General features: G+C 67.6%; 22 protein-coding genes. 11 read left to right on the top strand and 11 right to left on the bottom strand.

Annotation, left to right across the window (positions count from 1 at the left end; all coding sequences use genetic code 11):
• Nucleotides 1-12: 12 nt before the first annotated feature.
• The 3 genes from ACOI2T_RS16670 to ACOI2T_RS16660 are packed head-to-tail and all read right to left on the bottom strand — an operon-like array spanning nt 13 to nt 2,001.
• Complete coding sequence (locus ACOI2T_RS16670; protein WP_409505722.1) at nt 13-615, bottom strand: Pr6Pr family membrane protein; 603 nt, start codon at nt 613-615, stop codon at nt 13-15.
• A gap of 22 nt (nt 616-637) precedes the next feature.
• On the bottom strand, nt 638-1,150 hold the full coding sequence (locus tag ACOI2T_RS16665; RefSeq protein WP_421877055.1) for a hypothetical protein: 513 nt from the start codon (nt 1,148-1,150) through the stop codon (nt 638-640).
• The gene (locus ACOI2T_RS16660) at nt 1,096-2,001 is read right to left on the bottom strand and encodes a DUF7159 family protein (protein ID WP_421877052.1); all 906 of its coding nucleotides are present in this window, start codon (nt 1,999-2,001) and stop codon (nt 1,096-1,098) included. The genes ACOI2T_RS16665 and ACOI2T_RS16660 overlap by 55 nt, the downstream gene beginning before the upstream one ends.
• 258 nt (nt 2,002-2,259) lie before the next feature.
• On the opposite strand from ACOI2T_RS16660, the gene ACOI2T_RS16655 reads away from it, so the two are divergent.
• Nucleotides 2,260-3,717, top strand: coding sequence for a peptide MFS transporter (locus ACOI2T_RS16655; protein WP_409505720.1), 1,458 nt, complete (start codon nt 2,260-2,262; stop codon nt 3,715-3,717).
• Here the strand turns inward: ACOI2T_RS16655 and ACOI2T_RS16650 are convergent.
• Complete coding sequence (locus ACOI2T_RS16650) at nt 3,714-4,661, bottom strand: threonine ammonia-lyase (protein ID WP_409505719.1); 948 nt, start codon at nt 4,659-4,661, stop codon at nt 3,714-3,716. The genes ACOI2T_RS16655 and ACOI2T_RS16650 overlap by 4 nt on opposite strands.
• A gap of 99 nt (nt 4,662-4,760) precedes the next feature.
• On the opposite strand from ACOI2T_RS16650, the gene ACOI2T_RS16645 reads away from it, so the two are divergent.
• Together ACOI2T_RS16645 and speB are read left to right on the top strand one after the other, a co-directional pair.
• The gene (locus ACOI2T_RS16645) at nt 4,761-5,183 is read left to right on the top strand and encodes an acyl-CoA thioesterase (protein WP_067855890.1); all 423 of its coding nucleotides are present in this window, start codon (nt 4,761-4,763) and stop codon (nt 5,181-5,183) included.
• A gap of 56 nt (nt 5,184-5,239) precedes the next feature.
• Nucleotides 5,240-6,277, top strand: coding sequence for an agmatinase (speB, locus tag ACOI2T_RS16640; RefSeq protein ID WP_409505718.1), 1,038 nt, complete (start codon nt 5,240-5,242; stop codon nt 6,275-6,277).
• A 19-nt stretch (nt 6,278-6,296) separates the two neighbouring features.
• Here speB and ACOI2T_RS16635 read toward each other — a convergent pair whose 3' ends face one another.
• Nucleotides 6,297-7,184, bottom strand: coding sequence for a cyclopropane mycolic acid synthase family methyltransferase (locus ACOI2T_RS16635; RefSeq protein ID WP_409505717.1), 888 nt, complete (start codon nt 7,182-7,184; stop codon nt 6,297-6,299).
• A 174-nt stretch (nt 7,185-7,358) separates the two neighbouring features.
• On the opposite strand from ACOI2T_RS16635, the gene ACOI2T_RS16630 reads away from it, so the two are divergent.
• Nucleotides 7,359-7,571 carry an Rv3202a family protein gene (locus ACOI2T_RS16630; RefSeq protein WP_409505716.1) on the top strand — a complete coding sequence of 71 codons (213 nt, stop codon included), beginning with the start codon at nt 7,359-7,361 and terminating at the stop codon, nt 7,569-7,571.
• A gap of 16 nt (nt 7,572-7,587) precedes the next feature.
• Entirely contained in the window at nt 7,588-7,914 is a 327-nt protein-coding gene (locus tag ACOI2T_RS16625) for a hypothetical protein (protein WP_110775435.1), read from the top strand.
• On the opposite strand, the gene ACOI2T_RS16620 is transcribed toward ACOI2T_RS16625, so the two are convergent.
• The 3 genes from ACOI2T_RS16620 to ACOI2T_RS16610 all read right to left on the bottom strand — a co-directional run bounded on the left by ACOI2T_RS16620 (nt 7,856) and on the right by ACOI2T_RS16610 (nt 10,267).
• Nucleotides 7,856-8,755, bottom strand: coding sequence for a cytochrome c biogenesis CcdA family protein (locus ACOI2T_RS16620; RefSeq protein WP_409505715.1), 900 nt, complete (start codon nt 8,753-8,755; stop codon nt 7,856-7,858). The genes ACOI2T_RS16625 and ACOI2T_RS16620 overlap by 59 nt on opposite strands.
• Nucleotides 8,756-8,762: 7 nt before the next feature.
• A complete protein-coding gene (gene dsbE / locus ACOI2T_RS16615; RefSeq protein WP_409505714.1) occupies nt 8,763-9,281 on the bottom strand; it encodes a disulfide bond-forming protein DsbE in 519 nt (172 codons plus the stop codon).
• A 104-nt stretch (nt 9,282-9,385) separates the two neighbouring features.
• Complete coding sequence (locus tag ACOI2T_RS16610) at nt 9,386-10,267, bottom strand: TIGR03854 family LLM class F420-dependent oxidoreductase (protein ID WP_409505713.1); 882 nt, start codon at nt 10,265-10,267, stop codon at nt 9,386-9,388.
• 87 nt (nt 10,268-10,354) lie between these two features.
• On the opposite strand from ACOI2T_RS16610, the gene ACOI2T_RS16605 reads away from it, so the two are divergent.
• Nucleotides 10,355-10,786: a DUF6188 family protein gene (locus ACOI2T_RS16605; RefSeq protein ID WP_067855911.1), complete on the top strand. Its 432-nt coding sequence runs from the start codon at nt 10,355-10,357 to the stop codon at nt 10,784-10,786.
• A gap of 49 nt (nt 10,787-10,835) precedes the next feature.
• Nucleotides 10,836-11,297 carry an SRPBCC family protein gene (locus tag ACOI2T_RS16600; protein ID WP_067855914.1) on the top strand — a complete coding sequence of 154 codons (462 nt, stop codon included), beginning with the start codon at nt 10,836-10,838 and terminating at the stop codon, nt 11,295-11,297.
• Here ACOI2T_RS16600 and ACOI2T_RS16595 read toward each other — a convergent pair.
• The gene (locus ACOI2T_RS16595; protein ID WP_067855917.1) at nt 11,294-11,746 is read right to left on the bottom strand and encodes a hypothetical protein; all 453 of its coding nucleotides are present in this window, start codon (nt 11,744-11,746) and stop codon (nt 11,294-11,296) included. The genes ACOI2T_RS16600 and ACOI2T_RS16595 overlap by 4 nt on opposite strands.
• 169 nt (nt 11,747-11,915) lie before the next feature.
• Here ACOI2T_RS16595 and ACOI2T_RS16590 point away from each other — a divergent pair, with 169 nt between their 5' ends.
• Both ACOI2T_RS16590 and ACOI2T_RS16585 read left to right on the top strand, forming a co-directional pair.
• Entirely contained in the window at nt 11,916-13,370 is a 1,455-nt protein-coding gene (locus tag ACOI2T_RS16590) for a glycosyltransferase family 39 protein (RefSeq protein ID WP_409505712.1), read from the top strand.
• Nucleotides 13,371-13,409: 39 nt separating this feature from the next.
• Nucleotides 13,410-14,684 carry a cytochrome P450 gene (locus tag ACOI2T_RS16585; RefSeq protein ID WP_409505711.1) on the top strand — a complete coding sequence of 425 codons (1,275 nt, stop codon included), beginning with the start codon at nt 13,410-13,412 and terminating at the stop codon, nt 14,682-14,684.
• Here the strand turns inward: ACOI2T_RS16585 and ACOI2T_RS16580 are convergent.
• Nucleotides 14,681-15,994: an FAD-dependent oxidoreductase gene (locus ACOI2T_RS16580; protein ID WP_409505710.1), complete on the bottom strand. Its 1,314-nt coding sequence runs from the start codon at nt 15,992-15,994 to the stop codon at nt 14,681-14,683. The genes ACOI2T_RS16585 and ACOI2T_RS16580 overlap by 4 nt on opposite strands.
• Before the next feature lie 53 nt (nt 15,995-16,047).
• Here ACOI2T_RS16580 and ACOI2T_RS16575 point away from each other — a divergent pair, with 53 nt between their 5' ends.
• Entirely contained in the window at nt 16,048-16,689 is a 642-nt protein-coding gene (locus tag ACOI2T_RS16575; protein WP_421877042.1) for a TetR/AcrR family transcriptional regulator, read from the top strand.
• 66 nt (nt 16,690-16,755) lie between these two features.
• The gene (locus tag ACOI2T_RS16570; RefSeq protein WP_409505708.1) at nt 16,756-17,874 is read left to right on the top strand and encodes an Rv2629 family ribosome hibernation factor; all 1,119 of its coding nucleotides are present in this window, start codon (nt 16,756-16,758) and stop codon (nt 17,872-17,874) included.
• Here ACOI2T_RS16570 and ACOI2T_RS16565 read toward each other — a convergent pair.
• Nucleotides 17,867-18,250 (bottom strand): cupredoxin domain-containing protein, encoded by a 384-nt coding sequence (locus ACOI2T_RS16565; RefSeq protein ID WP_409505707.1) that lies wholly within the window; start codon nt 18,248-18,250, stop codon nt 17,867-17,869. The genes ACOI2T_RS16570 and ACOI2T_RS16565 overlap by 8 nt on opposite strands.
• Nucleotides 18,251-18,263: the final 13 nt, after the last annotated feature.

The raw sequence follows: 18,263 nt of genomic DNA, 5'->3' as shown, positions 1-18,263 counted from the left end.
TGCCAGAACGTTTCATCCAAGCTCGACCCGCGCTCGGGCGGCACTGCGGCCGTGCGCCATCAACGCATATCCGAAGCCGACGAAAACCAGCCCGAGCAGGCCGACGTTGGCCAGTACACCGAGGTTGCCGACGGCATCCGGATCGAGGAAGTAGTACGGCACCCGGCGCCCGGCGCTGCTCAACACCAGCAACGCAAGCCCGACGTAGGCGGCGGGATAGAGCAGCCAGATCAATGGTTGCCACCATCGAATACTGCCCTGAGCGTCACCGACCAGAAGCCACTCGGCGACGGCCAGCAGGGGCACCAGGACGTGCAAGAGCAGATTGGCCGGGGTGTATCCCATGCTCGCCTCGGTGAGAAAGAGATTCCAGATGACGCCGGCCACCAACACGTAGACCACGACCGCGCCGCGCAAACCCGCTCTGGCGTCGGCCCGCCGCGAGACCAGCGTCCAGACATAGAACGCGGCCGCAAGCAGATTGGCCTGGTAGGTGAAGGTGATGAGCCGCCACAAAACCCCCGACCGCGTCGTGGTCTCGACCAGCACGATGGCCGCCACCACAGCTGCGACGATGCAGATCCGCAACCCCGTCCGCACCGCAGCTGGATTCACCGAATCGACAATAGCCGCTGTTTCACGGCACGGGCGGCGGCGGCGCCGGCGGTGGCAGCGGTGGGGGCATGGCCTCCGGCGGCGGCATCTCCGCTGGGGGTGGTGGCGGCGGCGGGGCCGGCTCCGGACCGACCGGGGGTGGGGCTTCGACCGGTGGTGGCACGGCCCCGGGCGGAGGCGCGTTCGGCGCCGGTGGCACCGGGCCTATGAAAGGTTGCTGTTCGGGCACATCGGGGCCGCCGCGCAAGCGGTCACGAATTCTGGTGAGCAGCGGCTTCTTGGTCGGGATCGGCGGCGAGAGAACCGGCGGAACAGCCTCCGGCGCAGGCGTCGGGGGAACAACGACCGGCGGCGGGATGTCGGCGGGAACCGCCCCCGCTTCGGGTTCGGTGATGAACTCCGGCGCGGCGGGCTCGACGGCGGCGGGCGGCTCGACGACGACCGGCGCGACCCCCGGGATCGATGTCGGCGCAGGCGGAATCACGGCCGCGGGGATGTGCTGGGTCGCGGCGGGCGCGCCGGAGACATTGACCACCGGACGCGTCTGGCGCGGGCCGGCTTCCGGTTCGGGCGCCGCGACGTGATGACTGATGGCCAACGACAGCGACACCACGAACGTGATGACGCCGACGGCCAGCATGACCGCCGGCGCGAGCTCGCCGGCCCCCAATGTCTGGGTTCGGGGCCTCGCGCGGGTTCGGTGAACATGAAACGGCCACGGCGCGCGGACGCCAGCGCCGCACCGCGGGCCAACGCGACGCCCTCATCGGCCGGCGTGAATACCGGAACCTCAAGGGCGGCTTGGAGTTTCGGCATTACGGCGTCGAAATCGACAGCCGACCCGACCACCACGAGGGCATCCGGCCGTGAGGTGGCTGCCGCGAACAGGCCACACAGCCAATCGGCCAGGCCCTGCACGGTCTCGATGCCATGGACCTGGGTGGTCTGCACCGGCCCGTCACCGGGACTCGCAGTGAGCGCCAGGATCAATTCGGGCTCGATCACGCAGACGACGGTGGTGTCGAAACCCACGACACCGGCGATGCCGCGTGCCAGTGTGTCTGTCGCCTGCGGGAAGCGGATGGGTAACACGTTCGCGAAACCCGCGTCGGACAGCGCCGACAGCAGCTGAGAGGCCTCGATATCGGCGCCGTCGCTCCACGTGACGCCGATGGATTGCAGGCGGTTGCCCCGTCCGGCGGTGACCGCCTCGGCACGGGCGACCGCGGCGACGACGCGGTCGGTGACTTCGGCCAACGCCAACGGTTCGAGGTCACGAATGTCGTAAGTCTCGTGGTTGACGGTGGCCCCATCGGCCTCGTGCCCTTCGACCAGGACGAGACCGACGGTGGACGGAGTCAGAGAGACGCCGAGCACCGCGTCCACACCCACCCCCTCGGAGCTGTGGCCACGAAACGGTGGTCCGCCACCGAAGCATCGGATCGGACCGGAAAGTGTGGCCGTCGTCCACCTTGTTCGGCAGACCTTACCGGTGACCAGGACCTCGAGTACACCTGCGGCCCCCACCCTCGATCACCCGAAATGTGCTGTGCCACAGAACGCGGTGAACACAGCGCAACATCGGTTTGCCGAGGAACCGACGAAAATCCCCGCCGCAGCCCGCCGGAGTGGCAGGGTGACCGCATGGCTGCTGTGCAGGACTCACACACCCGGCGCACGTTCTTCGGCCATCCCGTCGGGTTGGCGAACCTCTTCGGAGTCGAGCTCTGGGAACGGTTCTCCTTCTACGGGATGCTCACGATCCTCGGCTACTACCTGTATTACACGGCCACCGACGGTGGACTCGGTTTACCCAAGGCCACCGCGACCGGCATCGTGGGCGCCTACGGCGGGTTGGTGTACCTGGCGACGGTGCTCGGCGGCTGGATCGCCGACCGTGTCCTCGGCATGGAGCGGACGGTGTTCTACGGCGGAGTCGTGGTCATGGCGGGCCACATCGCGCCGGCGGTGATTCCCGGTTTGACGGGTGTGGGCCTCGGCCTGGTGCTCGTGGCGCTCGGTTCAGGGGCATTGAAAGCCAACGCCTCGTCGCTGCTGGGCACCCTGTACGAAAAGGGTGATGCGCGCTGCGACGGCGGTTTCACGCTGTTCTATCTCGGCATCAATCTGGGCGCCTTTGTCGGCCCGCTGGTCACCGGGTTGCTGCAGACTCGTCTCGGCTTTCATTACGGATTCGGCGCCGCCGCAGTCGGTATGGGGTTGGGGCTGACCCAGTACGTATTGTTCCGGCGCAACCTCGGCACGCACGGACGTATCGTCCCGAACCCGTTGCCGTCCGGTGCAATCGGCAAGGTCGTCGCGGCCGTTGCCGCGCTGGCGCTCGTCGCCGCCGCCTTGTTCCTGTCCGGAGTGGTCACGTTGGCGAACCTGTCGCAGGCCACGACGGTGGTGATCGTCGTCGCCTCGCTGATGTACTTCACGGTGATGTTGACCAGCGCCAAGGTCACGCCCGTCGAGCGCACCCGAGTCCGGGCATTCATACCGCTCTTCATCGCCAACGCGGTGTTCTGGTCGCTGTTCCAGCAGATCTTCACGGTTCTCGCGGTGTACTCCGACGAACGGATGAACTGGTCGATCTTCGGCTGGACCGCGCCGTCGAACTGGATCGGTTCGATCGAGCCGGTCTGGATCATCTTGCTGTCACCGCTTTTCGCGATTCTGTGGACGCGGCTCGGAAATCGTGCGCCGACCACGCCGCGCAAGTTCGCCTACGGCGTGATCGGCATGGGCGCGGCGTTCCTGTTGTTCCTGCCGATGGCGGGGACAACCGGGCGAGCGGTTCCGGCACTGTTGGTGACCGGCATCATGGCGGTGTTCGCGATTTCCGAACTGCTCCTGTCCCCCATCGGCTTGTCGGTGACGACGAAGCTTGCGCCAGAAGCATTCCGGGCGCAGATGATGGCGCTGTACTTCTTCTCGGTGGGCCTGGGAACCGCGATGTCCGGCGTACTCGCACAGCGTTACGATCCCGCGCACGAATTCGCCTACTTCGGCATCCTGGGTGCCGTCGCGATCTTTGCCGGTGTGGTGGTGTTCGCGATGTCGGGATGGATCACCCGCCTGATGGAGGGCGTGCACTAAACCGACAGGATCTCGCGCAACATCGGCGGCTCGACGTTGCCACCGGAGACCACGACGGCGGTCGGGCCGGCCGGCGTGGCCGCCTTTCGGTAGCCGGCAAGCGCCACCGCTCCGCTGGGTTCGGCGATCAGATGGGCACGGTACGCCAATTCCCGCACCGCCGACCGGATCTCGTCTTCGGTGACGACGATGACGTCGTCCAGAACCTGCTGCAGGTGCGCGAAGGTCAACTCGGACGGGGTCGATCGCAGACCGTCCGCGATCGTCCGGTTGCGCTGCGCCACGGGCCACTCGACCCGGCGCCCGAGAGCCAGGCTCTCGGCCGTGTCGGCAGCGAGTTCGGGTTCGACGCCGAACACCTTGGCGCGCGGGCACAACGCCCGGATCGCGGTGCCGATTCCCGATGCCAGGCCGCCACCGCTGATCGGGATCAGAACGGCCGCAACGTCGGTGAGGTCCTGCGCCATCTCCAGTCCGATGGTGCCCTGACCGGCAATGATGTCGGGATGGTCGAACGGCGGTATCAGAACGCCGCCCGTGCGGATGACCAGTTCGTCGGCCACTTGTTCGCGCTGCCCGGCACCGCACAGCACTACCTCGGCCCCGTGTCCGCGGGTCGCCTCGACTTTGACGTTGGGCGTCTCCTCGGGCATCACGATGTGCGCGGTCACGCCGTACGCCGCTGCGGTGTAGGCGACGGCCTGTGCGTGGTTGCCGCTGGAATACGCCACCACTCCCCTGGCCCGGACGTCCGGATCCAACCGCCCGAGCGCGTTGAACGCACCGCGAATCTTGAATGCGCCGATCGGTTGCAGGTTCTCCGGCTTCAGCCACAGTGGCCGGTCCGGATCTCCCCAGCCGGCGGGCAACAACGGGGTGCGGACGATGTCGGCGGCGATTCGTTGCGCGGCGTCACGGATGTCATCGATGGTCACGAGTTTCACGGCGTCAAGTCTCGCGCGTGTCGGCGGACGGTCAAAGTACCGCCGGCCACGCCGGTATTACGGTGGAGCGGCAATGCAGGCGACAACGGAGGCAGTCACGTGGGCGGGTTCACCTTTCCGATCGTTCCGCGCTACGCCGAGATCGATCAGCAGGGTGTCGTGTTCAACGGCCACTACCTCACGTGGTTCGACGAGGCGCTCACCGGGCTGCTCGACCACCTGGAGGTGACCTATCCGGGACTCATCGCCTCGGGGTACGACCTTCAGGTTGTGCACAGCGAGATCGACTTCCTGGCCTCGGTGCGGTGGCGCGACACCGTTCGGGTCGCGGTGTGCTGCGAGCACATCGGGACGACGAGCTTCGCCCTGGGTTTCACGGTGCTGGGTTCCAACCCCGCCACGCCGGAGCGACCGGCGGTGCGCGGCCGCAACGTCTACGTCGTCTTGTCGACAGCAGACTGGGCCAAACGACCGGTCCCCGAACCACTTCGGAGTGCGCTCAGTTCCGTTGCCGCCCAATGAGGTAGCGATTCGACAGACCCGGCCCGGTGTCGCGGCGACGGCGGTAGGGTCGGGCCATGGGCGCGGATCACGAGGACAGGCCGAGCCGCGAGTTGCCGCCGGGCCTCGCCGAACAACTCGACCTGCCGTATTCGGGGATGGTCTCGTTCGGACACCGTCCGTTCCTGACCGAGACGGATCAGCTCGACGCCTGGCGGCCGGACGTGGCGATCGTCGGGGCACCGTTCGACATCGCGACCACCAACCGGCCCGGCGCCCGGTTCGGGCCACGGGCCATTCGCGCCACCGCATACGAACCCGGCACCTATCACCTCGATCTCGGCTTGGAGATCTTCGACTGGCTCGAGGTGGTCGATTTCGGCGACGCCTACTGCCCGCACGGGCAGACCGAGGTCTCACACGCCAACATCCGGGAACGCGTCCACACCGTGGCGTCGCGTGGAATCGTCCCGGTGGTGCTCGGCGGCGACCACTCGATCACGTGGCCATCGGCGACCGCGGTGGCCGATGTACACGGCTACGGCAACGTGGGCATCGTGCATTTCGACGCACATGCCGACACCGCTGACAACATCGAGGGCAATCTCGCCAGCCATGGCACGCCGATGCGCAGGCTGATCGAATCCGGGGCGGTCCCGGGTACCCACTTCGTTCAGGTCGGTCTGCGTGGTTACTGGCCACCGCAGGACACGTTCGAATGGATGCTGGAACAGGGCATGACGTGGCACACCATGCAGGAGATCTGGGACCGGGGTTTCAAGGAAGTGATGGCCGACGCGGTCTCCGAAGCCCTCGCTAAGGCCGAAAAGCTCTATGTCTCAGTGGATATCGATGTGCTCGACCCGGCACATGCACCCGGCACGGGGACGCCGGAACCCGGCGGGATCACGAGCGCCGACCTGCTTCGCATGGTCCGGCAGCTCTGCTACCGCCATGACGTCGCGGGCGTCGACGTGGTCGAGGTCGCGCCGGCCTACGACCACGCCGAACTCACCGTCAACGCCGCACACCGAGTGGTGTTCGAGGCACTGGCCGGGATGGCCGCCCGGCGGCGCGACGCCGCGCAGGAGAAGCCCGGCCCACCGGCCCGCTGAACGGCCTCGGCGCGATCGGTCAGGACGACTTGACCAGGGTGAACTGGCAGACGTCGGTGTAGCCCTCGCGGAACAGTTCGGCACAGCCGGTCAGGTACTTCATGTACCGCTCGTACATCTCTTCGGACTGCAGAGCGATCGCCTCGTCTTTGCGGTCGCGCAACGTGGCCGCCCAGATGTCGAGCGTCTGCGCGTAGTGCGGACGCAGGGACTGAACCCGGTCGACCCGGAAGCCCGCGCGCCGAGCATGCTCCTCGACTTGGGCGACGTACGGAAGCTCACCCCCGGGGAAGATCTCGTCCATGATGAATTTGAAGAACCGCAGCCGGCGCATGGTCAACGCGAGGCCGCGGGCGGCGAACTCTTCGCCGCTGGGCTTGACGATGGTGTGCAGCATCATCACCCCGTCGTCGGGCAGCGCGGTGTAGGCCATCCGGAAGAAATCGTCGTAGCGGTCGGCACCGAAATGCTCGAACGCACCGATCGAAACGATCCGGTCCACGGACTCGTCGAACTTCTCCCAGCCCTCCAACAGAACCCGGCGGGTCCGGTCGGTGGCGAGATCCTCGAAGCTGCGCGCGACGTGCGCCTGCTGATTGCGGCTGAGCGTCAGGCCGACGACGTTGACGTCATAGCGCTCGACCGCGCGCCGCAGTGTGGCTCCCCATCCGCAGCCGACGTCGAGCAGCGTCATCCCCGGCTGCAGCCCCAGTTTGCCGAGCGACAGGTCGATCTTGGCCAGCTGCGCCTCCTCCAGCGTCATGTCGGGACGCTCGAAGTAGGCACAGCTGTAGGTCTGGGTCGGATCCAGAAACAGCCGGAAGAATTCGTCGGACAGGTCGTAATGGGACTGGACGTCCTCGAAGTGCGGCTCGAGAGCCACGAAATGTGTGGTTTTCTCTGGCACGGCAGCCTTTGACAGTTGAAGGTGCTTCTTTAATTGGCGTTCCCCACTACCAGGGAACATCCCCCGTCGATCGTGCAGGTCTCGGACAGTACCCCATGGACCTGAGAACGTTGAATCACCAGATTACAGGTAGGACAATCGGACGGGACGAGCATTGACATACCGGGGGTGATCATGACGCAAGCCGGCGACCGCGCGTTCGACGACGTCGTGTCCGAAGCCGACGCGGTCGAACAGCTGACCCCGGTCGGGGTCGATGACGACGAGTACGCCACGCTCGACGCCGTTCGGGTGCGTATCTCCACCCATGCCGATGCCAGCGAAGCCGATCTCATCGAACAGGCGATGGTGGTTCCGGTTGACGACGAACTCGATTTCGACCGCTGACCGAAAGGACATCTACATGCGGCTGCCCGAGGCGCTCGAGGACCTGCCCGTCGATCCCGAGACGACCCGGGTATTCGGTGACCCGCACCAGACTCCCGACGGGTCGACCGTCATACCCGTGAGCAAGGTGCGCCGCCGCGCCGACGGCCGCGTCTCGGCGCGACCGCTCGGAGTCTTCGTCATACATGGCGGCAAGTCCACCTGGGTACCCGCCGTGGACACGACGCGGATCGCGTTGCTCGGCGAATTCATCGGTTTGGTGGCAGCCACGCTGGCCACCGCCGCTATGGTGCGTCGGCCACCGTGGCCGGATGTGCGCGCCGTCGTCTCTCGGCGTATCTGATCGCCAGTCGCCACGTCAGCCCAAGCACGACGAGCCCGGCCAGGATCAGCATCCACGGCCATGCCCCGTGCTGGTGAACCCAGCCGGCCACCGCGCCCTGGATGCGCCCGGCCGCGGCGATGACCGGGTCCTGCGGATTTCCGGCGGGGGTGAACAGGCGGATCTCGTAAACGCCGTAGTAGCTGACGTACGCGCCGACCGCGACCAGTAGCACACCACTGATCCTGTTGATGTAGGGGACAATTCGGCGCATCCGGTCGACCACGACTGTGCTCGCCAACGCCGCCGCGACCGCCAGCACCCCGACGATCAACGCGAAACCCGCGGCGTAGGCCGCGAACACCGGCACTCCGCGCAGCGGCGTAGCCGATTTCAGCCCGGCACCGGTCACCGCCAGAAACGGGCCGACGGTGCACGACAACGAGGCCAGCGCATAGCCGACGCCGTACCCCAGCATCGAGCCGAGGCGTGCGGTCGGCGCCCATGATCCGTTGCGCGTCAGGGCTTTCGGGACCAGAAGCCCCAGATGCCGACCGGCCAGCAGCCAACAGCCCAGCCCGATCAGGATCAGGCCGATCACCACCGTGATGTAGGGCAGATAGCGTTGCACGGTCGAGGCGGCCGCGATCGTCAGGGCGCCGAAAGTGGCGAACACCGCCACGAAACCGGCCGCCATCGCGACCGTTGCCAGCAGCGCACGCCCCAGCGCCGCGGGCGTTCCCGGCGTGGTTTCGCCGCGCACCACCAGCGCGAGGTAGGCGGGCAGCATCGCGAATCCGCACGGATTCAGTGCGGCCACCAGGCCCGCGCCGAACGCCAACCCGAGCAGATCTTGCTCCACGCCCGGATCAGCCGCCGAGTGCGGCCACCCGGTCGGCCAGTTCCTGTTGCGACATCGCCGACGTCGGGTTGTTGACGAACGTCGAGGATCCGTCGGAGCGGTAGAACACGTAGGCGGGCTGCCACGGCACGTTGTATCGGGCCCAGATCGATCCGTCGGCGTCGTTCAGATTGGGAAAGCCGAGGTTGTATTTGTCGACGAAGCCCTGCATCGCGGCGACATCGGAACGTGCGGCGATGCCGACGAACGCGACCTGCGGATTTGCGGCCGCCACCCGGCTCACCGACGGCGCCTCCGCGTTGCAGAACGGGCACCACGGCGTCCAGAACCACAGCACCGCGGGCTGGCCCGCCAAACTGGCCCCGTCGAACGGCGCACCCGACAGCGTCGTGCCGGTGAACTGCAAGCGGTCGTCGGCAACCGCGGCGGGTGCGGCCATCAGGGCCAACGCGACCGCTGTCGCGGACAACACCCCGGTGAGGCCGATCGTGAACGGTTTGCGCAGCCTCCGGAATCGCATGCTCATGGCACCATCTCCTTTGCTCAGGGCTCGGCGCGCGTGCGGTGTTCGCACTCCCCTGACACGACGTTAGGCACCGTAGGGTTCACCCGTCGCCCGATTGCACACCTTCAGTTCTGCCGAGGCAGGAGTTCCTCGACGAACCGCGCCAGGAACGCGTCGCGATCAGTCGGTCCGGCCGCACGGATGACGAATTTCGTCAGTCCGGCGGCAAGGTAGGCATCGAGTTGGCGGTGCAGTGCCGGCCAGTCCGTGGCGATGAGCTCTGCCGGGTCCACGTCGGGTCTGCGGCGGCGCACCGCCGCGACCGTATCGGCGGGCAGCCGGCCGTCCGCGACCGCGAGGCTGATGCCGTAGTGGTCCGGTTCGACCGCGCGCCCCGCGGCCTCTGCCGCGCGCTCGATCCGCTGTCGTGCCGCGGCCGCTTCGGGCGGCGTGAGGAAGCTGCCGAGCCAGCCGTCGCCGAATCTGCCGATCCGGGTCAGTGCCGACGGTGCCGAGCCGCCCAGCCAGATGTCGAGCGGATGCGCGGGAAGCGGCTGGACATCTGCGGCGGGCACGCTGAAGAACTCGCCCTCGAACGAGACGTCGCGCTGCCGTAGGACCGCCCGCAGCAGCTGCAACGATTCGTCGAACACCGCTGCCCGACGCCCCGGTGGCACCGCGAACACCGCGCGCTCGGCGGTCAGCGCCGACTGGAGTCCGAACACCGGCAGCACGCGCTTGGGCGCGAGCGCCGCAAGGGACGCAAGCTGTTTGGCGACCAGGACGGGATGGCGTCCGGGCAGGATCGCGACCGATGTCCCAACCTTCAACCGGGTGGTGCGGGCCAGCGCGTAGGCCATGCCGATGAACGGGTCCACCGCAGGCGTGTAGACGAGTTCGGAGAACCAGACCGAGTCCACCCCGGCGCTCTCCAGCTCATCGACGATGCCACCCAACGCCTCCGGTCCCGTGTCTGCGCCGAGTCCAACGCCGAACCGGACCTTCATCGAACATCTCCTGTGCGTGCCATACCCAGTGCCAACACCGTCCGGCCGCCTCTTGTGCCCGGTCTGTCAGCGGTTCAGAGTAAGAAAATGACCGAACAATGGATTGAGGGTTGCTTGGTCCAGCGGATCATGTTTCGCGACGGGCTGGTACTCAACCTGAATGACTACAACGAACTCGTCGTCGCGGTGCCCTTCGAGCTGACGTTGCCCGCGACCGAACACGACGATTCGGAGGTGGTGTCGATCGACCCGAGAGCGTTGACCGATGAGGTTCGCCCGCTGTTCGACTTCGCGGGACAACGCTGCACCCACGCCGACTGGGACGACACGGGTGGTCTGCACCTGACGTTCTCCGACGGCCACCGCATCGACGTGCGCCCCGACGATCGCCGAACGTCATGGGAGCTCTACGGGAAACACCACGGCTACGCGGCCTGCCTGCCGCACGGCCGGGTGCGCGTCGTACGCCACGATCTGGACGACGCCGAAGCCGATTACGACAACCGCGAAAGCGGCTGACCCGCACACCACTCTGGGCGGGCACGCACATCACGAATACTGTGACCCCATGCATGCCTCAGTCACGGTGTCGATGGCCGCGCCGGCCGAACGAATCTGGGATCTGGTCGCCGACGTGCGCAACACCGGCCGATTCTCGCCCGAGGTGATGGAGGCCGAATGGCTCGACGGCGCCGCGGGCCCGGCCCTCGGCGCCCGGTTCCGCGGTCATGTGAAGCGCAACGAGATCGGGCCCGTGTACTGGACGACGTGCCGGGTCACGGCCTGCGATCCGGGCCGAGAGTTCGGCTTCGCCGTGCTGCTCGGCGACAAGCCGATCAACAACTGGCACTACCGGTTCACGCAGCGGGCCGACGGCACCGACGTCACAGAATCGTTCCGGCTCAGCGAATCAGTGCCGAACCGGCTGTTCTGGGCGGTGGCCGGCCCGCTGCGCAAACGACGCAACATCCGCGACATGCGCAAGACGCTCGAACGCATCAAGGCCGTCGTGGAGTCGGACGCGGCTTAACGGAAGCCCACCCCGAAGATCGGGACCCAGACTCCGAAGAACCACACGCCCCACTGGCGGAAACCGTTGTCCCAGACGGGATTCAGGTTGTATCCCCAGTAGTTGATCGTCGGCGGCAACGGACCGTTCCAATGCACCGGCGGCGGTGGTCCCCAGCCCCACGGTGGCGGACCCTTACGGTCGTCCCACCAGTCGTGCCGGTTGTTGGCCCACCAGGGTCCCTTGTCGTCCCAGTGGTCGTCCTTCCAGTGGCCGCGATCGAAATCGCGACCTGGCCCGCGGTCACAGAACGGGAAGCAATCGTCGTTGCCGTGTCCTGGCTTGAGCGGAGCCGGCGCGATCGGGCTTGCCGAAGCCACCGGTGAACCGAACGCCGTGACGCCGAATCCGAGCGCACCGACCGTCAGCGTCGCCGCCACGGCCGTGCGCAACGTCTTGCGCGTATTCATCCACTACCTCCTACTGTGGTGACCCTGGCGCCGGCCATCCCCCAATGGCACGGCGCCGCAACGTCTTGCGACACCACGCGGCGAGACGTTCACCCCGATGAGTTATCGGCTGGCGACACCGGCGCGTTACTCGCCGGCGCCTCCGGCGGTCCGGGCTAACCTGGGGCGGATGGCGGACCTACGTGTCGACGAATCGACGCGACCGACACCGGTGTTCGCTGCGGCGACCATTCTGCCGATCGCGGCCTTGACGGCGTTAGCTCATTGCGCCGCAGCGCTGTTGGGAACGGGTTACTGGTTCGACGAGGTGTACATGCTGGCCATCGGCCGCCATCACCTGGACTGGGGCTCGGCCGATCAGCCTCCCGTCACGCCTGCACTGGCCGCGCTGCTCGACGCGGTCGCCCCGGGTTCCGTGTTCGCCATGCGCCTGCCCGCCGTTGTGGCGACGGCGGGCGCAGTGGTGTTGGCCGGCCTGATCGCCCGGGAGCTCGGCGGCGACCGGCGCGCCCAGACGCTGACCGCCGCGGCGCAGGCCACGGCCCTGTGGACGACGCTGACCGGGCACTGGCTGACGCCCTACACCCTCGAGCCCATGCAGTGGCTGCTCATCGTGTGGTTGATGGTCCGGTGGATCCGGGTTCGCGACGACCGGCTTCTGCCGGCATGCGGTGTGGCGGTCGGCGTGGCGGCGATGACGAAGTTTCAAGTGGTGCTGCTGTGTGCGGTGTTACTCGTGTGCGTGGCGGTGCTCGGCCCCCGCGAGCTGCTGCGCCGTCCGGCGCTGTGTGCGGGTGCGCTCATCGCGGCCGTGATCGCGGCGCCGACACTGCTGTGGCAGCACGCGCACGGCTGGCCGCAATTGCAGATGATCACCGTTGTGGCGGGCGAAGCCGACGCCCTCTACGCCGGACGCGCGGGTATAGCGGTGCAGCTGATCGTCTACGCCGGGGTGCTCGGCGTGGTTCTCGGCGGCTATGGCGCGTGGCAACTGCTGCGCGTGGCACAACTGCGCGACTACCGGTTCCTGCTCGCCACCGCCGTGTTGCTGTACGTGCTGTTCGTCGTCACGCAGGGCCGCCCGTACTACCTCGCCGGGCTGTATGCACCGCTCGCGGCCGCCGGGGCGATCGGCCTGCAGCGCCGATGCGAGTCAGGGCAGCCGCGGCGGCGCTGGCTGGGCCGGTCGGTGGTCGGGCTCGCGGTGGCGACAGCGGTCGCGATCCTGGTGTTATCGGTGCAGATCACGCGCTCCGACGTCGGCGAGCAGATCGCACGTCAGACGGCGCAGGCCTATCGGGCGCTGGCGGGCCACCAACGCGACCACACCGCGTTGATGGGCGAGTCCTACATCGTTGCCGCTTACCTCGACGGTTACGCGACCACGTACGGACTGCCTGCCGCCTACAGCCCGAACCGCAGCTACGGCTATTTCGATCCTCCGCCCGACTCCGTCGACTCGGTGCTCTACGTCGGTTCGGAGCCCGACGCGGTTCGTCCCTACTTCACGACTGTCCGCACTGTCGGAGCCGTCGGTGACGACATGCACATATACCTGCTGACCGGTAGGCAGCAACCGTGGCAGTCGATATGGCCGCGGCTTCGGTCGTCGACCGTGTCCTGATCGGGCCCGGCGAAGCGGATTCGCCCCTACCCTGGCGGTGTGGGTATCGCACCGCGGGTCAACGGAGCGCCGCCGCCTGACGTGCCGCTGTCCGACATCAACCTCGGGTCATGGGACTTCTGGGCGCTGGACGACGACATCAGGGACGGGGCGTTCACGACGCTGCGCGCCCAGGCGCCGATCTCGTTTCAACCCGCGTTCGAGCAGGTGGGCTTCCCGCAGGGAAACGGCCACTGGGCGGTCACCCGCTACGACGACGTGTTCTACGCGAGCCGCCATCCCGAGATCTTCAGCTCCGCCGCCGGCATCACCATCGGCGACCAAACCCCGGAACTGGCAGAGTATTTCGGGTCGATGATCGCGATGGACGATCCGCGCCACACGCGCCTGCGCAACATCGTTCGCAGCGCGTTCACGCCCAGAGTGCTTGCCCTGATCGAGGGTTCCGTGCGGGACCGCGCGCGCCGGCTCGTCGCCGATATGGTGTCGCACAACCCCGACGGCCACGCCGAACTGGTGACCGAACTCGCCGGGCCCCTGCCGCTCCAGATCATCTGCGACATGATGGGTATCCCCGAGGACGACCATCAGCGGATCTTCCATTGGACCAATGTGATTCTCGGCTTCGGCGATCCGGATCTGACCACCGACTTCAACGAGTTCATCGCTGTCGCCATGGAGATCGGTGCCTATGCGACCGCGCTGGCGGATGAGCGTCGGGCGGTGCCCGCAGACGACCTCACGACGAGCCTGGTGCAGGCCGAGGTGGATGGCGAGCGGCTGACTTCGGCCGAGGTGGCGTCGTTCTTCATCCTGCTCGTCGTGGCGGGCAACGAGACGACGCGCAACGCCATCAGTCACGGCGTCCTCGCACTCACCCGCTACCCGGATCAGCGCGACGAATGGTGGTCGGCCTATGACGAAGTCGCGCCGACGGCCGTCGAGGAGATCGTGCGGTGGGCCTCGCCGGTGAGCTATATGCGCCGCACCGTGACTCGGGACACCGAACTGGGCGGAGTTCCGCTTGCTGCCGGTGACAAGGTCACCCTCTGGTACGGCTCGGCCAATCGCGATGAGTCGAAGTTCGCCGATCCGTGGCGGTTCGACGTGCGGCGCCATCCCAATCCGCATGTCGGATTCGGTGGCGGCGGAGCGCATTTCTGCCTCGGCGCCAATCTCGCGCGGCGGGAGATCACCGTGGCGTTCGAGGAACTGCACCGCCAACTGCCTGCGATCGCCGTCACCGAGGAACCGGACCGATTGCAATCGGCGTTCATTCACGGCATCAAACGGTTGCCCGTCGCCTGGCGCTAGGCGGCACGCTCGGCGCAGATCGCCGCCAGTTCGTCGCGCGACGGCCCGGGCGGGACATCCGGGCGCCAGCCGCTCGCGTACAGCTGCCTGGCACGTGGTTCGGCCGCGAGCAGGGTGTGCGGCAGTGCGGTCATGTGCGCATATGGCTCGATGATGGCCCACAGGCCCGGATCGGCCGCCGCAGCCGCGACGATCAGATCCGAAGGCAAGCGCCGGCTCACATCGACGTCACCGCCCGACCACCGTCGTATCCGGTCGGCATCGGCGACCACGTGGTCGGCAAACCACGGTTTGATGTTGCCGACGCACCACGCGTCGAACTCGGCTGTGGCACTGGAGATATCGACTCCACACCGCTCGACGGCACTCACCAGCGCGCGGGCCTGCAGCAATCCGAGCGCGACCCCGCGGCCCGCCAACGGCGTGGTGGTACAGACCGCGTCGCCCACCGAGATCAACCCCGGCAGGACGGGCCGTCCGGTCTCGTCGAGCTGGCCGCGATAGCTGTTGTAGAGCCGGCCGCCCGGCAGCACCGGCGTGATGGGGTGCGACCGGTTGGGGTCCACCCATTCCCCGAGCCCGGGAATCGCCAGAACCGAGGTTTCGAAGGCGCCTGCCTCGCGCAGGCCGCGCAGTCGAGGATCGGATCCGTCATGGTTGATGGTGACCGAGAACGTGCCGTTGTCGTGCAGGAAGGCGATCGCGAGATAGCCGGGATAGCTGAGCGACAGCCCGATCGGTGAGTTCACCGGTCCCCGTTGGGCATTGGGATGTAGGCGGTACTGCCGGGTGACGTAGACGGCACCGCAATCGCCTCCCTCGGCCGGGGGTCGCAGGCTCCGGGTGAAGCGACTGGCCCGGCCGGAAGCGTCGACGATCAGGTCGGCGGCGAGCCGGTTGTCACCCGAAGCGACCGCGACGGCACGGCCGTTCTCCATCACGACGCGGTCGACGTGCCCGGCGTGTACGACGACATTCGGATGTGCCGCTGCGGCTGCACGCAATGCGTACTCGAACGTCGACCGCCGACACAGCAACGCGGCGGTCTGTCCGTTCGGGCCCACGGCGACCTCGGCACCACGCACCACGAGATCGTCGAGGACGTCCGGCATCTCGGCGCGGAGCGCATCGACGACCTGGCTGCGAAAAGTGTGTGCGTGATGGAACTGCATCACGCCCTTACGCACCCACGGACCGTGTGGCGGCGGTCCGCCGTCGCGGTCGACGACGGTGATCTGGTGGTTCCGGTCGGCCAGCGCGATGGCACAGAAAAGTCCGACCGGCCCGGCCCCGACGATGACGATCCGCATTCAACCCATTTCAGGTAGATTGTCGTGTAATGACTACACCAAGAGTCACCTGAATGGGCGACACTGTCAAGCGGCCCTACCGGTCGGAGCTGCGCGCGGCGCAGGCGGCCGAGACCCGGCGCGCCGTGGTGGCAGCCGCCGCGCGGCTGTTCGTCGAACACGGCTATCGCGCCACGACCATCGACGCGGTGGCAGCCGCGGCCGGGGTGAGCCGCAAAACCGTGTTCAGTTCGGCCGGCGGAAAGGTCGACCTGTTGAAACTGGCCGTGGACTGGGCGGTCGCGGGCGACGACCAACCCGTCGGCCTCGCCGACCGTGACCCGATCACGCGACTGTTCGACCTCGACGACCCGGTGCGACTTCTTCGCGGCTGGGCGCGGCTGCTCGCCGATATCGACGTACGCACCGCACGACTGTTTCGCGCCGTCGAAATCGCCGCCGACGAGGATCCCGACGCGGCCGGCCTGCTTGCCGAACTGCACCGGCAGCGTTTGAGCGGGGCCCGCCGGGTCGTCAAGCACCTGCGCGAGCGTAACGCGCTGACCGCACACCGCCACCCAGGCGATGCCGTCGACGTCGCCTGGCTCGCGACGGATCCCGTGCTGTTCGATCGCCTGGTGCGGGAGCGCGGCTGGACCGTGCGTCGATTCGCCGACTGGCTCGGCGAGACGCTGATCCGCGAGCTACTCGGGTAGCGGTGGTTTGTCCGGCCGTCGGCGGGGCACTCCATTCAGAGCTGTACATCTAGAGGACGGAGGATCATGCACTCCGAACACTTCCGAACCCTGCTGACGGCAACGGGGCCTTACGGATCGATCTACTTCGACGATTCCCATGACACCGAGGACGCGGCCGCACAGACCGACCTGAAATGGCGCGGGATGGCCGAGGAACTCGCGCGACAGGGCGCCGGGCCGGAATTGATCGACCGGTTGGCCGAGGCCGTCACGGCGAGTCCGGCCCCGGTCGGGCGGGGCGGGCGCGTTGTCGTCGCGAACGCCGACGGCGTGCTGGTCGACGAGCGTGTGAGCCGCGCGGACGGCCCGCCGGTGGTTCGCGTCTCCGAACTGCCCTACATCGTGCCGGTGCTCGCGCACGGCGTTGAGCAACCCACCTACCTCGTGGCCATCGTCGACCACGCGGGCGCCGATATCGAACTGCACCGCGATGGCACGATGACCACACACACCGTCGAAGGCGAGGGCTACCCCGTGCACAAGGCCAGTGGAGCCGAAACACCCGGCTACGGGGACCCCCAACCACGCACCGAGGAAAGCCGCTCGAAGAACATCCGCGCCGCGGCCGACCGCGTCACCGCGATCGTCGACGAGGAGGCGCCCGAACTCGTGTTCGTCGTGGGTGAGGTGCAATCGCGCAGCGACTTCGCCGCCGCCCTGCCCGACCGCGTGTCCGAACGGCTGGTGCAGCTCCAGGTCGGCGCCCGGCACAGCGGATTCGACCGCGAACATTTGCACGATGCGATCGGCGAGCACCTGCAACGACGCCACGCCGACGCGATCAACGCGGCGGCGCAACGCTTTTCGGCAGAGCTCGGGCGCCACTCCGGCATGGCGACCGAGGGTTTGAACGGGGTGTGCGCCGCACTGCGGGAAGGTGCGGTCGAGACGTTGATCGTCGGCAGCATCGGCGATGCGACCGTCGTGGCCTCCGACGACCTGGCGACCGTGGCCCCCAACGCCAATGTGCTGTCCGAGCTGGGCGCCGCGCCGACACACACGCTGCGAGCCGACGAAGCGCTGCCGTTGGCCGCGGTCTCGATCGGCGCGGAACTGATCGGCGCGGCCGAGGGTCAATCGCCTGCCGACGGTGTCGCCGCGGTGTTGCGTTACGCGCCGCGGACCGCGGCGACGGTCAGCTGACCGTCAGCGTCCCGATCATCGCGGGATGGTAGACGCAATAGAACGCGTACTCCCCCGGTTCCGAGGGCGCGGTGAGAGTTGCGCGCTGCTTACCGTCGACATGCACGTCGAACGCATCACCGGTGCGCGCGGTCACCGAGTGCTCGACCTCGTCATTGTTGACGATCGTGATCTGCGTGCCCGGAGCAACGGTGAGCCCGCCGCTGAACCCCATGCCCTCGATCGTGATGGTGGGCCCATCCGGGGCCGGTTCGGTCGTCGGGCTCGCCGTGAGGATCGCGGTTCCGGTGCCGCGAACCGAATCGTCGGACTGTCCGCAGGCCACGAGTACGGTCAGTAAACCGGCCAGCGTGCAGAACACCGCCATCAGCTTCATCCGGGCCCCCTGA

This window comes from Mycolicibacterium wolinskyi str. Jessa 2025 (genome assembly GCF_049241375.1).
GTDB lineage: Bacteria > Actinomycetota > Actinomycetes > Mycobacteriales > Mycobacteriaceae > Mycobacterium > Mycobacterium wolinskyi.
The sequence above is the reverse complement of the archived record's forward strand: the minus strand, read 5'-3'. Positions and strand labels throughout refer to the sequence as shown.

Excerpts from the sequence above, each read along its gene's own strand:
- ACOI2T_RS16655 (WP_409505720.1), top strand. The coding sequence starts at position 2,260 with ATGGCTGCTGTGCAGGACTCACACACCCGGCGCACGTTCTTCGGCCAT.
- speB (WP_409505718.1), top strand. The coding sequence starts at position 5,240 with ATGGGCGCGGATCACGAGGACAGGCCGAGCCGCGAGTTGCCGCCGGGC.
- ACOI2T_RS16630 (WP_409505716.1), top strand. The coding sequence starts at position 7,359 with ATGACGCAAGCCGGCGACCGCGCGTTCGACGACGTCGTGTCCGAAGCC.
- ACOI2T_RS16625 (WP_110775435.1), top strand. The coding sequence starts at position 7,588 with ATGCGGCTGCCCGAGGCGCTCGAGGACCTGCCCGTCGATCCCGAGACG.
- dsbE (WP_409505714.1), bottom strand. The coding sequence starts at position 9,281 with ATGAGCATGCGATTCCGGAGGCTGCGCAAACCGTTCACGATCGGCCTC.
- ACOI2T_RS16610 (WP_409505713.1), bottom strand. The coding sequence starts at position 10,267 with ATGAAGGTCCGGTTCGGCGTTGGACTCGGCGCAGACACGGGACCGGAG.
- ACOI2T_RS16605 (WP_067855911.1), top strand. The coding sequence starts at position 10,355 with ATGACCGAACAATGGATTGAGGGTTGCTTGGTCCAGCGGATCATGTTT.
- ACOI2T_RS16600 (WP_067855914.1), top strand. The coding sequence starts at position 10,836 with ATGCATGCCTCAGTCACGGTGTCGATGGCCGCGCCGGCCGAACGAATC.
- ACOI2T_RS16595 (WP_067855917.1), bottom strand. The coding sequence starts at position 11,746 with ATGAATACGCGCAAGACGTTGCGCACGGCCGTGGCGGCGACGCTGACG.
- ACOI2T_RS16590 (WP_409505712.1), top strand. The coding sequence starts at position 11,916 with ATGGCGGACCTACGTGTCGACGAATCGACGCGACCGACACCGGTGTTC.
- ACOI2T_RS16580 (WP_409505710.1), bottom strand. The coding sequence starts at position 15,994 with ATGCGGATCGTCATCGTCGGGGCCGGGCCGGTCGGACTTTTCTGTGCC.
- ACOI2T_RS16575 (WP_421877042.1), top strand. The coding sequence starts at position 16,048 with ATGGGCGACACTGTCAAGCGGCCCTACCGGTCGGAGCTGCGCGCGGCG.
- ACOI2T_RS16570 (WP_409505708.1), top strand. The coding sequence starts at position 16,756 with ATGCACTCCGAACACTTCCGAACCCTGCTGACGGCAACGGGGCCTTAC.
- ACOI2T_RS16565 (WP_409505707.1), bottom strand. The coding sequence starts at position 18,250 with ATGAAGCTGATGGCGGTGTTCTGCACGCTGGCCGGTTTACTGACCGTA.